General features: G+C 56.2%; 9 protein-coding genes and 2 rRNA genes (1 of these 11 only partly in view). 5 read left to right on the forward strand and 6 right to left on the reverse strand.

Annotated elements, in window-relative coordinates; genetic code table 11:
- The first annotated feature begins 7 nt into the window (after nt 1–7).
- From flgA to JFT81_RS29280, 4 genes are all read left to right on the forward strand, one after another.
- The gene (gene flgA, locus JFT81_RS29265; protein WP_201231091.1) at nt 8–769 is read left to right on the forward strand and encodes a flagellar basal body P-ring formation chaperone FlgA; all 762 of its coding nucleotides are present in this window, start codon (nt 8–10) and stop codon (nt 767–769) included.
- A 149-nt stretch (nt 770–918) separates the two neighbouring features.
- Nucleotides 919–1,245 carry a flagellar biosynthesis anti-sigma factor FlgM gene (gene flgM, locus JFT81_RS29270; RefSeq protein WP_201147833.1) on the forward strand — a complete coding sequence of 109 codons (327 nt, stop codon included), beginning with the start codon at nt 919–921 and terminating at the stop codon, nt 1,243–1,245.
- Nucleotides 1,246–1,293: 48 nt separating this feature from the next.
- The gene (locus JFT81_RS29275) at nt 1,294–1,761 is read left to right on the forward strand and encodes a flagellar protein FlgN (protein ID WP_201231092.1); all 468 of its coding nucleotides are present in this window, start codon (nt 1,294–1,296) and stop codon (nt 1,759–1,761) included.
- Between the two features lie 92 nt (nt 1,762–1,853).
- The gene (locus JFT81_RS29280) at nt 1,854–2,600 is read left to right on the forward strand and encodes a flagellar brake protein (protein ID WP_201231093.1); all 747 of its coding nucleotides are present in this window, start codon (nt 1,854–1,856) and stop codon (nt 2,598–2,600) included.
- Between the two features lie 229 nt (nt 2,601–2,829).
- Here JFT81_RS29280 and JFT81_RS29285 read toward each other — a convergent pair whose 3' ends face one another.
- The 4 genes from JFT81_RS29285 to JFT81_RS29300 all read right to left on the reverse strand — a co-directional run bounded on the left by JFT81_RS29285 (nt 2,830) and on the right by JFT81_RS29300 (nt 8,033).
- The gene (locus JFT81_RS29285) at nt 2,830–4,206 is read right to left on the reverse strand and encodes an MFS transporter (protein WP_201231094.1); all 1,377 of its coding nucleotides are present in this window, start codon (nt 4,204–4,206) and stop codon (nt 2,830–2,832) included.
- Between the two features lie 69 nt (nt 4,207–4,275).
- The gene (locus tag JFT81_RS29290; RefSeq protein ID WP_201231106.1) at nt 4,276–5,517 is read right to left on the reverse strand and encodes a glutamine synthetase family protein; all 1,242 of its coding nucleotides are present in this window, start codon (nt 5,515–5,517) and stop codon (nt 4,276–4,278) included.
- 222 nt (nt 5,518–5,739) lie between these two features.
- Entirely contained in the window at nt 5,740–6,432 is a 693-nt protein-coding gene (locus tag JFT81_RS29295; RefSeq protein ID WP_201231095.1) for a HAMP domain-containing sensor histidine kinase, read from the reverse strand.
- The gene (locus JFT81_RS29300; protein WP_201231096.1) at nt 6,429–8,033 is read right to left on the reverse strand and encodes a tetratricopeptide repeat-containing response regulator; all 1,605 of its coding nucleotides are present in this window, start codon (nt 8,031–8,033) and stop codon (nt 6,429–6,431) included. The genes JFT81_RS29295 and JFT81_RS29300 overlap by 4 nt, the downstream gene beginning before the upstream one ends.
- 211 nt (nt 8,034–8,244) lie before the next feature.
- Between JFT81_RS29300 and JFT81_RS29305 the strand changes: the two genes are divergently transcribed.
- Nucleotides 8,245–9,627, forward strand: a complete 1,383-nt coding sequence (locus tag JFT81_RS29305; RefSeq protein WP_201231097.1) for a lysozyme inhibitor LprI family protein — start codon at nt 8,245–8,247, stop codon at nt 9,625–9,627.
- A 109-nt stretch (nt 9,628–9,736) separates the two neighbouring features.
- On the opposite strand, the gene rrf is transcribed toward JFT81_RS29305, so the two are convergent.
- Nucleotides 9,737–9,852 (reverse strand): 5S ribosomal RNA (gene rrf, locus JFT81_RS29310).
- Nucleotides 9,853–10,023: 171 nt separating this feature from the next.
- Nucleotides 10,024–12,870 (reverse strand): 23S ribosomal RNA (locus tag JFT81_RS29315); it runs 47 nt beyond the window's last position.

The raw sequence follows: 12,870 nt of genomic DNA on the forward strand, positions 1-12,870 counted from the left end.
AACTCGTATGAACGCTCAAACGACATTTTTCCGACGCCTGACATCACCCCTCCGCAGAGGGCTTTGTGTGGCGTCCGCCATTTGCTGCTTTTTCGCTGGCAGCCCTGCCATTGCTGATGCGGTTACCTTGCCTGACATGCTTATCGGCGTCACTCAGGGCTTTCTTGAGTTCACCGTAGAAGACTATCTGGCTACCAGTCAAACAGAAGGCCGCTACGAAATCGAAGTCAAACAGCTCGATCCACGTATGCGCATGCCTATGTGCGACAAGGAATTGACAGCCTCTTTGGAGAGTCCGGCACGTCCTTTGGGCCGCGTAACGGTGAAGGTTCGCTGTGAGGGAACCTCGCCCTGGACCGTGTTCGTGCCCGCTCAAGTCCGCCTGTTTCGCGAGATTGTCACCACCACCCGGCCCCTCAAACGCGCCGGAATTATCGAGCCGCAGGACGTGACCTTGCGTGAACGCGACGTCAGCCTGATCAATCAAGGCTTTCTGACCTCGGTGGACGAAGCCATCGGGCAAAAATTAACCCGACCAACGGTCGCCGATCAGGTGATTACTCTGGTCCATCTGGAACAGGCAGAAGTCATTCGTAAAGGCGATCAAGTGGTCATCACCGCCCGCAGCGGCACGCTTGCCGTGCGGATGCCGGGCGAAGCGCTGTCCAACGGCGGCTTGAAAGAACAGATCCGGGTGAAAAACCTTAATTCGCAACGGGTCATCAAGGCGCAAGTCACCGCGCCCGGCCAAGTGGAAGTGGCGATGTAGAAAACTGGCGCTGATCCCGGCTGTTCCCTAAACTGTGCCGCAGCAGGACACGCGCCGGCGCATGCAAGGCTCATTGGTAAATGCGCCTAAAGTTTTCCAGGGGATGGCCGAAAACATGGCAAGCGTCCAAATTCCCAGAGGTTTTTATCATGGTCATCGATTTCAGCCGTTTGAACAGTTCCTCGTCACTTACAGGCAGTACACGTACCAGCGCGCCTAAGGAAACAGCCGAAAACGGCACTTCCGCACCGCTGAATACCCAGGCCGAACCGGCCAGTACCGCAAAAAGCGGGGAATCGGTACACCTCAGCAATGAGGCTCAACAGTTGCAGAAGGTCACTGACAAGCTGCGCGATCAGCCTGCTGTCGACAAAGCCCGTGTGGCCGAGTTGAAAGCCGCGATTGCCGATGGCAGCTATAAAGTCGACAGCAACCGTGTAGCCAGCAAACTGCTCAACTTCGAAGCCCAGCGCTAGGCTTTTGCCGGCGCCAGGCTTTTGGACGCTTAAAACCCAAGGCCAGCCATGCACGACACTAACTTACTGCAACTGATCAACGACGACTTTGCTCCAGCTCAAGATTTGCTGGAGTTACTGCAAACCGAGGCCCTCGCTTTGCACGGTCGTGACATGCCACTGCTGGAAGAAATTCTGGCGCGCAAACAGGCGTTGATCATTCTGCTTGAACAGCATGGCCGCAAGCGCAGCGAAATCCTCGCCAGCCTTGGCCTGTCGACTGATCGCCAGGGCCTCGAGCAACTGGCCGGCCAGTCGAGCATTGGCGCGCAGCTGTTGACGCAAGGTGACGCATTGACCGATCTCATCGCTCAGTGCCAGGCCGCCAACGTCAAGAATGGCCAGTCGATCCAGATCCAGCAGGCCACCACGGCCAATCAGCTGAAAATCCTCACGGGCGGCGAACCGCCAGCGCTTTATGACGCTAGCGGCACTTTCGCCAAACCTGCCAAGCCGCGTACGCTCAGCCAGGCGTGAGCCATTCGATGGCCCTGCACTATCAACACGTGAAACATGCTGGCAAAATGCTGGCTAGTCATCGTCAAATTTTGTCTGGAGATTGAGAAAACGTGCCAAACGCCCTAAGCGCGGATGATGCTCCGCAGCCACCAAAGGTGCTCACCACGCCACTGGAAATCTCCAGCAACCTGCGCCAACTGCAAGATAGCCACGACCCGCTGATCATCACGTTCCACGAACGCAGCCAGCGCTTCCAGAGCTACCTGATCAAAGTCGACCGCGACAGCGCTTCGATTGCCCTCGACGAAATGATTCCGCGCGATGGCGAACGCTTTCTGCTCGCCGGCGAACCGTTCCGGGTCGAAGGTTTCCATGAAGGCGTGCGCATCGCCTGGGAATGCACCGGCACCCTGAACATCGAAGAATCCGAAGGCGACCGCTTTTACACCGGCGAAATGCCGACCGAAGTGGTTTACCACCAGCGCCGCAATGCATTTCGCGCCGCATTGAAACTGACCGACCTGGTCAGCGTTGAACTCGGCGGCGAAAAGCTCAAGGCGCCGATCAACGGCAAACTGCTGGATATTTCCGCCACCGGCTGCAAGTTGCGTTTTGAGGGCGACATCACTGATCGCCTGCAGCTGGGTCAGGTCTACGACCGCATGATCGCCCCGCCGCTGTTCGGCAACCAGCCGACTTCGGTCGAACTGCGTTACCTGCACTTCGAAGAAAAACTCAACATCACCTTTGCCGGCCTGCGCTTCCACAACATCAGTGGCCAGGCAGCCCGCAATGTTGAGCGTTTTGTTTATCAATTGCAGCGTGAAGCACGGCGTTTCGACAAAGACGATATGTGATTGGTAGCGACAAATAAAAAGGGCAGTCCTTGGCGGGACTGCCCTTTTTTATGCCTCGCGGTAGCAGGACCAATAAATTCCCTGTGGCGAGGGGATTTATCCCCGTTGGTCTGCGAAGCGGCGCCAAATCCTGACTGCACAGTGTTCCTGTTAAACCGAGCTGGAGGGTTTTGCGACTGTGTGCAGCCTAACGGGGATAAATCCCCTCGCCACAGGAATGCATTTCCCTTCAGGGTCTGGCGCCACTGATGTCTGGCGTCGGATGATCGTCTACATCATCGGATGCAACTGCCACGACAGGCTCAATCTGCACTTCAGGCTCCACTTCCGGCTCAGGCTCAACCGGGGTCTGCATCTGCTCCTGAACCACCTGCTCATCCACCCGCGGATCCAGCGCCGCCACCAGCGGCGAACTCGACATGCTGTCCGGCATGGCCACGTGATGCAGCGGCGCATCGTCGACCTGATGCAGATTGGTCACCGCCTTCGGCCGAATCCGCCACACCAGCACCAACGCAAAAAAGCTGAAGAACGCATACAGACTCTGGCTGCCGAGAAACTTCATCAGCACGCCCGCAAGCAACGGCCCGATACTCGCACCAACGCCGTAGGTCACCAACAGCATGGCCGTCAGCGAGACTCGACGATCACCTTCGACGTGGTCATTGGAGAACGCCACCGCCAGCGGATACAGACAGAATTGCACCAGCGAACACAGGAAGCCGACCACGAACAGCACCTCCAGCGGAACCTGCGGCAATATCGCCAAGGGCAAGGCCGCCACCGCCAGAAACCCGGCAAAACAGCGAATCAACAGCGCTCGATCATAACGGTCAGATAACCAACCCAACGGCCACTGCACCAGCAATCCGGCAAAAATGCAGCTACCCATGAACAGACCGACCTGCTCGGTCGACAGTCCCTGCTGCGAGGCATACAGCGGCGCCAGGCCGTAGAACGAGCCGATGATCAGGCCCGCTCCGAGCACCGTACTCAGCGACTGCGGGACACGTTTGATAAAGAAGCGTGGCTCCATCGGCGCCGGGTGCAGTGGCGCCGGGTGAATCCGCCGGGTCAAGGTCACCGGCACCAGACACAGCGCGAAGCACAGGGCGACCAGCATAAGCAATTCCAGACCCAGCCCGGGGTGCATGACCAGAATCAGCTGGCCCAAGACCAGACCCAGATACGAGGCGATCATGTAGCCGCTGAACACCAGACCACGCTGATTGGCCTCCGCCTGCTCGTTGAGCCAGCTCTCGATCACCATGTATTGGCACATCATGCCCAGACCAACGATCGTCCGCAGCACCAGCCACGCCGGCAGCCAGTCGACCAGCCCGTGGCCGAGCACCGCCGCACCGACGATCCCGGCACACGCCGAGTAAGCGCGGATATGCCCAACCCTGGCAATCAGCCGGTGGCCAATCTTGCCGCCCAGCACCAGGCCAAAATAGTTGGCCGCCATCAGTGCACCGACCCAAAGTCCGTCGACATGGTCAGCGGCCAGACGCAGCGCCAGATAAGTAGATAGAAGGCCCGAGCCGATCAACATCATCAGCGAGGCAAAATACAGCGCTCGAAAGGATTTCCAGATTTGGCGCATCGGCGTTCCGAGCGGCTCCTTGCAGTAAATACCGGACTCTCAAAACGATAGTCCGGTGGCGACGGTTCGTCAGGCCTGGGCTGCTAGAACACGCCTTTCCCAGGGAGTAATTTCATCAAAGAAGCTGGTCAACTCCATGGTCTTCGAAGCGATGTAGCCTTCGATGAACTCCTTTCCGAACAGTTCCCTCGCCAATTGGCTACGTTTCAGACGTTCAAGGGCGGCATGCAAGGTACACGGCAACGAAAGGTTGTCCGGCACTTCAAACTCGCCTTGAATCGCTTCGGTCGGCTCCAGCTCATGCTCGATCCCATGCAAACCGGCGGCCAGACTGGCTGCAATCGCCAGATACGGATTGGCATCGGCACCCGGCAAACGGTTTTCAACCCGACGTGCAACCGGCGAACTGGCGGGGATACGCAAGCCAGCGGCGCGATTGTCGTGTGACCAGCACGCATTGTTTGGCGAAGCGTACGGGTGGCACAGACGCTGATAGGAGTTCACGTTGGGAGCAAACAGTGCGGTGAAATCGGCCATGCCCGCTTGCTGCCCGCCGATGAAGTGACGGAACATCGCGGTCGGCTGACCATTCTCGTCGCTGAACACATTCTTGCCGCTGCCGATTTCAACGATGCTCTGGTGAATGTGCATCGAGCTGCCCGGCGTGTGCGCCAGGGGCTTGGCCATGCACACCACGGTCAAGCCGTGCTTGAGCGCAACTTCCTTGAGCAGGTGCTTGAACAGGAAAGTCTGGTCGGCCAGCAACAGTGGATCACCGTGCAGCAGATTGATCTCGAACTGGCTGACCCCCATTTCGTGCATGAAGGTATCGCGCGGCAAGCCGAGGGCCGCCATGCATTTATAGACTTCACTGAAGAAGGGGCGCAGACCGTTGTTGGAACTGACGCTGAACGCCGACAAGCCATCTTCGCGGCGACCGTCGAGGCCAACCGGCGGACGGAATGCCTGGGTCGGATCGGTGTTTGGCGCGAAGACAAAGAACTCCAGCTCAGTCGCTACCACCGGCGCCAGACCGCGCGCTGCGTATCGGGCAATGACCTTCTTGAGCTGGCCACGGGTCGACAGGTTTGAGCTTTCACCGGTCAGCTCATCAGCGTCGCAAATGGCCAGAGCACGCGGCTCGTCGCTCCACGGTAGCGGGTGAATCATGGTTGGCTCGGCCACCAGCGCCAGATCGCCGTCATCGCTGCCGTAAAACCGCGCCGCTGGATAACCGCCCATGATGCATTGCAGCAGCACTCCCCGCGCCATCTGCAAACGCCGCCCTTCGAGGAAACCCTCGGCGGTCATCACCTTGCCCCGTGGCACGCCATTCAAATCCGGCGTGACACATTCAATCTCATCAATGCCCGTCAGTCGCTGTGCGAGTGAACGCTGGCCATCGGTTGTCATGACGCTATCCTTGTTATTGTGCGAGCCGCGAACGGCGACTCGTACAAAATAGGCTTCGCCTGTTCGGAATATCAAGCAGCGCCAAACAAAATCCTTTTCTCTGTAGGGGCCGGTGTTGTGTCAGGGCAGGTAGAGGCTGAAGAGGCCGCCGCCCAGTGGGCCGCCATTGCTGATTTCGGTTCGGCCCTCGACGCCGTTGCGCTGATGCAGCGCTGCGATGCGATTGGCGAAATACAAACCCAGCCCGGTGCTGCCGCTGCTGTGATTGATGCCCTGCACGTAATCGGCCTGACGCTCGAGCATCTCGGCCGGATAACCGTCGCCGTCATCATTGATGGTCAGCACCAACTGCCCCGCTTCGTCACTGACAGTAATCAGCAACGACTCGCGTGCGTAGCGGATTGCATTGTTGATGCAGTTGCCGAGCACCGAGGCAATCAGTTCACGATCAAAGAAGCCCAGCGGACTCAGCGGATCAACCTCGTACGTGGCGATGATCCCGCGGCTGGCGAACACTTCCTGATGCGCCGCCAGTTGCGCCTCGATGAAATCGTCGAGTTCGTGATATGCCGGCTGCAGTGGTAGCTGATTGACGCCGAGCTTATACAGCCCAAGCAATTGCACCAGCATGCCGTTGAGGTGGGCGAACTCGAAATCGATCACGCCCTGCTCCGAACCCTGGCGCTGTGCTTCGGACAATCGCGCCAGCCACTGGCTGTGGGCCTGCATCAGCATGGCCAGGGAGTTCTTCATGTCGTGGACGGTGGAGGCAATCACCGTGGAAAAATCCAGCGCCTGCTGATCGTCGTTCATTCGCCAAACGCCTTGCTTTTCAGCTTCTGATAACGCGCATGACGCGCGTCGGTGTCGGGCATCAGGCCAACCAGTTTCAGGCAGGCCCGACATTCTTCCAGCTCCGCCGACGGCACACTGGTGTCAGTGCCATGGAGCAGCGACTGGGCCATGTTCAGGGCGATACTGATGTTTTTCGGTTGCATCTTCAGCGCCTTGCGGAACACCTCGCGGGCCTCGACCAGGTTGCCGGTCTTGTACACCCGCACGCCTTGACGGTTGAGGTCAGCGGCAGCGTTGCTGGAACTGAGGATAGTCGGGTCATCGGTGAGCTTGGCGATGTCTTTCATCACTGCCGGATCGTCGCCGTAGATCTCCGCGCAACTCTTGAGCATCGAGGTGCCCGCCTCAGCCTGACCCAGCATCTGCAATTGCTTGGCGACGAGCAGCGCCGCTTCCGGACTCATGAATTGCTCCATGCCATCAAGACGCATCAACGCTTGTTCGGTGAGCTTATCGGCAGTCTCGGCATCATTGAGCAACAGGCTGGTGGCCTTCATCAGACGTGCACGGATCTGCAGGCCGGGATCGGTCGGGTTCTCTTTGGCGACCGCACTCAGGGTGGTGTTGATCTCAAGCCGCGTGCGCGTATCGAGACCACGCTCACTGCCTTTGCTGATTAGCGCGTGAGCCAGCCCCAGGTTGCTTTCCGGGTCCTTGAACCGCGACTGCGCGCCCTGCGCCACGGCTTGACGATAGGCGCGCGAAGCCGTGTCGAAATCCTCGTTGGCCATCGCCAGTTTGCCCAGCAACGCCTGCCGACGCACCGCCAGCGGCGATAACCTGATCGCTTCTTCGAGCACCTGCTGCGCGCCTTTGGTATCGCCTTCGGAAACCAGGACTTCAGCCATGCCGTCGTACAGCGCCGGCATCATCGGGAACACCTTCAGCGCTTTCTCATAAACACCTTTGGCCTGCGCCACTTGCCCACGCTTGAAGAGCAATTTGCCCAACCCGGCAAACGCCCACGGCAACGGCCGGTCGGCAATGATGCTGTCGTAAAGACGCTCCAGCGCTTCGTTCTGGTTCATGTCGCGCAGGGCATCGGCACGGTAACGCAGGCACAGCGGCGAATAGCGAATATCCTGTTTGCACAGAGCGATGCAGGCATTGAGCACCTCGACCGGTTTACCACGGTCGAGAGCTTGCAGAATCGGTTTTAGCAGCGTCTTGCGCTGCTCCAGACGCTCAAGTCGCTGGGCCAGCCCGGAGCGGTTGAACGGCTTGGTCAGGTACGCGTCCGGCTCATGCTCCAGCGCGCTGAGCACCATCGCCTGACTGGTCTCGGCGGTGACCATGACGAACACCGCTTCGTGGCTGATGAGCTTCTCCAGCATCAGGTCTTCGAGTACCTGCTGGCCGTTCTTCTTGCCGTCGCCAAGATGGAAATCCTGCAAGATAAAATCGTAGGACTTCTGTGCACACATCTTCAGCGCCTGCTCACCGGTGTCGGCGGTGTCGACGTCCTTGACCCCAAGTTCCCGCAGCATCGAACGAACGGAACTGCGGAAATCCGAGAAATCATCGACGATCAGAAAACTCTTTTGGTGATACGACAGCATCGAAGATTTCCAGGCAATTGAAGAAAGTGGCAATTTCAGGCGCGCAGATGATAGCTGGCGGCCAAATGCTATCAAGCGATTTCGCTCGACTTTGAAGTCACCGAGTGGGTTATCGGCCAGAAGTAGCGTTCTCTGAAGCCAGCGCTTCAAGATTCCTCGCCCAACGATTACCCTGCGCGCCTGTACAACTACTCAAAACAAGGATGACTGCGTGTACATCAAGGAACGTTGCATTGTGTCCGCCTGCGCAGCGCTGTTTGTTCAGCAAGCGATGGCGGCCGGAATGGATTGCATAAAAGCGGCGAATGTCGTCGAAAACACTATCTGCGCAAGTAAAGAGTTGCATGAACTTGATGCGCAAATGGGCATGGTGTATCGGGGTTTGATGAAGGCATCGGCACAGACGCAGCCTGAACTTAAACGCTCTCAACGGCAGTGGCTGGACACCCGGAATGAGTGTGCAGAGGATGTTTCTTGCCTGGATCAGCACTACCGCGAGCGCCTGCAATTGTTGCAAGCGGCGTGGAAGGCAGCGGTTGTCTTCAAACCGAATGACATCGATAAACAAGTAATGGACGACCTGCAACAGCGCATTCAAGCGATGAGCAAAAAAGATCCGGAGTTTGCCTTGGAACGGACACTTGCCTCATTGTCGATCAAAAGCCCCCTGACAACCTTTTACGCAGAGTCTGACGATGGTCAATATTCTGAAAAAACGCACTTCCCGAAGTCCTCTCCCAAGGGCGTTACCCAGAGCGAGTGGAAGGCTATGCAAGCCTCAAACCTGGATGCCGACACCGAACTTGGGCAGACTTCGTTCAACTTGCTTGATCTGGACGGAGATGGACAGCGCGACCTGATCGTTCAGACCTACACTGGCGGCACCGGGCTGTTCAGCTTCTTCGAAACCTACCGCCGTGACGGTGACCGGTTCACCCGCAGAACCGCAGCGCTGGGCCAGGAATCAGGTATTGGCAGTTCGCTTTACTCCATCAGTGATCGCGGCGCCAATCAGTCCGTGAACTGGATCAGCATTCGCGGCAAGGTCTATGCCGCCTATCGCGACAGCTCGTATGGAGTCGATAACGTCTATTTGCTCAGTCCGCTGCAAATTAACGTGGAAGTACCGTTGGTAGAAGTACGCTACCGTTATCGACTGAGCATTCCCCGCACACAGCAAAAAGAAGACAAAAAAACCACTTACACGCTGAAACCCGGCCTGCATCGGGCGCTGGCGAAAGGTTTGGCCACGATAGATAAAGAGTCATACGGGAACGGGGAGGAGAGAAAGCCGATTTGTCCTATTCCTCCTTCAGCCAATGACAGCGAGGAATACTATGGTTACGGCGCGGGCTATTACGTGATCGAGCCTGTTGCTGACTTCCCGGTGATCATCGCAAGTGAGTGTTTTATTGCGAGGATGAACAATCACTACGGCAGCTACAGCAAGAAAGATGGACTGTATGCGCAAATGACCGTGCGTAAACCGGGCTCGGTAGACGACCGCGAGCGCGAGTACACGGTCAATGGCCGCCGAAGTCTGAACGACGTCACCACGTCAATTGCCAAGTTCGAAACAGACGAATCCAACTGACCGCTGCTTCTGAAACTTTCAAGCGATCAAAGCGCTTATTGCTTTACGAACTTTCCTGCGGGCAAAACAAAACCCCAACTGCTTTCGCAATTGGGGTTTCGGAATTTAATCTTGACGATGACCTACTCTCACATGGGGAAACCCCACACTACCATCGGCGATGCATCGTTTCACTGCTGAGTTCGGGATGGGATCAGGTGGTTCCAACGCTCTATGGTCGTCAAGAAATTCGGGTACCGAACCGTGGCCAGATGGCCTCGCTTCAGCAAATTGGGTATGGGATAGTTTTCGGTGTTTTGTGCTGCCTTTTTAGGGGCGGTCGAACTTTCGGTTCGTTTCGTCTTCACACACCGCAATCTGATGCTCTTTCGAGTACTCAAATTGCTTGGGTGTTATATGGTCAAGCCTCACGGGCAATTAGTATTGGTTAGCTCAACGCCTCACAGCGCTTACACACCCAACCTATCAACGTCGTAGTCTTCGACGGCCCTTCAGGGAACTCAAGGTTCCAGTGAGATCTCATCTTGAGGCAAGTTTCCCGCTTAGATGCTTTCAGCGGTTATCTTTTCCGAACATAGCTACCCGGCAATGCCACTGGCGTGACAACCGGAACACCAGAGGTTCGTCCACTCCGGTCCTCTCGTACTAGGAGCAGCCCCTCTCAAATCTCAAACGTCCACGGCAGATAGGGACCGAACTGTCTCACGACGTTCTAAACCCAGCTCGCGTACCACTTTAAATGGCGAACAGCCATACCCTTGGGACCGGCTTCAGCCCCAGGATGTGATGAGCCGACATCGAGGTGCCAAACACCGCCGTCGATATGAACTCTTGGGCGGTATCAGCCTGTTATCCCCGGAGTACCTTTTATCCGTTGAGCGATGGCCCTTCCATACAGAACCACCGGATCACTAAGACCTACTTTCGTACCTGCTCGACGTGTCTGTCTCGCAGTCAAGCGCGCTTTTGCCTTTATACTCTACGACCGATTTCCGACCGGTCTGAGCGCACCTTCGTACTCCTCCGTTACTCTTTAGGAGGAGACCGCCCCAGTCAAACTACCCACCATACACTGTCCTCGATCCGGATAACGGACCTGAGTTAGAACCTCAAAGTTGCCAGGGTGGTATTTCAAGGTTGGCTCCACGCAGACTGGCGTCCACGCTTCAAAGCCTCCCACCTATCCTACACAAGCAAATTCAAAGTCCAGTGCAAAGCTATAGTAAAGGTTCACGGGGTCTTTCCGTCTAGCCGCGGATACACTGCATCTTCACAGCGATTTCAATTTCACTGAGTCTCGGGTGGAGACAGCGCCGCCATCGTTACGCCATTCGTGCAGGTCGGAACTTACCCGACAAGGAATTTCGCTACCTTAGGACCGTTATAGTTACGGCCGCCGTTTACCGGGGCTTCGATCAAGAGCTTCGCGTTAGCTAACCCCATCAATTAACCTTCCGGCACCGGGCAGGCGTCACACCCTATACGTCCACTTTCGTGTTTGCAGAGTGCTGTGTTTTTAATAAACAGTCGCAGCGGCCTGGTATCTTCGACCGGCATGAGCTTACGGAGCAAGTCCTTCACCCTCACCGGCGCACCTTCTCCCGAAGTTACGGTGCCATTTTGCCTAGTTCCTTCACCCGAGTTCTCTCAAGCGCCTTGGTATTCTCTACCCAACCACCTGTGTCGGTTTGGGGTACGGTTCCTGGTTACCTGAAGCTTAGAAGCTTTTCTTGGAAGCATGGCATCAACCACTTCGTCATCTAAAAGATAACTCGTCATCAGCTCTCGGCCTTAAGATCCCGGATTTACCTAAGATCTCAGCCTACCACCTTAAACTTGGACAACCAACGCCAAGCTGGCCTAGCCTTCTCCGTCCCTCCATCGCAATAACCAGAAGTACAGGAATATTAACCTGTTTTCCATCGACTACGCTTTTCAGCCTCGCCTTAGGGACCGACTAACCCTGCGTCGATTAACGTTGCGCAGGAAACCTTGGTCTTTCGGCGTGGGTGTTTTTCACACCCATTGTCGTTACTCATGTCAGCATTCGCACTTCTGATACCTCCAGCAAGCTTCTCAACTCACCTTCACAGGCTTACAGAACGCTCCTCTACCGCATCACCCGAAGGTGATACCCGTAGCTTCGGTGTATGGTTTGAGCCCCGTTACATCTTCCGCGCAGGCCGACTCGACTAGTGAGCTATTACGCTTTCTTTAAAGGGTGGCTGCTTCTAAGCCAACCTCCTAGCTGTCTAAGCCTTCCCACATCGTTTCCCACTTAACCATAACTTTGGGACCTTAGCTGACGGTCTGGGTTGTTTCCCTTTTCACGACGGACGTTAGCACCCGCCGTGTGTCTCCCATGCTCGGCACTTGTAGGTATTCGGAGTTTGCATCGGTTTGGTAAGTCGGGATGACCCCCTAGCCGAAACAGTGCTCTACCCCCTACAGTGATACATGAGGCGCTACCTAAATAGCTTTCGAGGAGAACCAGCTATCTCCGAGCTTGATTAGCCTTTCACTCCGATCCACAGGTCATCCGCTAACTTTTCAACGGTAGTCGGTTCGGTCCTCCAGTTAGTGTTACCCAACCTTCAACCTGCCCATGGATAGATCGCCCGGTTTCGGGTCTATTCCCAGCGACTAGACGCCCTATTAAGACTCGCTTTCGCTACGCCTCCCCTATTCGGTTAAGCTCGCCACTGAAAATAAGTCGCTGACCCATTATACAAAAGGTACGCAGTCACAGAACAAAGTCTGCTCCCACTGCTTGTACGCATACGGTTTCAGGATCTATTTCACTCCCCTCTCCGGGGTTCTTTTCGCCTTTCCCTCACGGTACTAGTTCACTATCGGTCAGTCAGTAGTATTTAGCCTTGGAGGATGGTCCCCCCATATTCAGACAAAGTTTCTCGTGCTCCGTCCTACTCGATTTCATGACTAAGAGATTTTCGCGTACAGGGCTATCACCCACTATGGCCGCACTTTCCAGAGCGTTCCGCTAATCTCAAAGCCACTTAAGGGCTAGTCCCCGTTCGCTCGCCACTACTAAGGGAATCTCGGTTGATTTCTTTTCCTCAGGGTACTTAGATGTTTCAGTTCCCCTGGTTCGCCTCTTGCACCTATGTATTCAGTACAAGATAACCATCTTATGATGGCTGGGTTCCCCCATTCAGACATCTCCGGATCAAAGTCTGTTTGCCGACTCCCCGAAGCTTTTCGCAGGCTACCACGTCTTTCATC

It is taken from the genome of Pseudomonas sp. TH43 (genome assembly GCF_016650635.1).
GTDB lineage: Bacteria > Pseudomonadota > Gammaproteobacteria > Pseudomonadales > Pseudomonadaceae > Aquipseudomonas.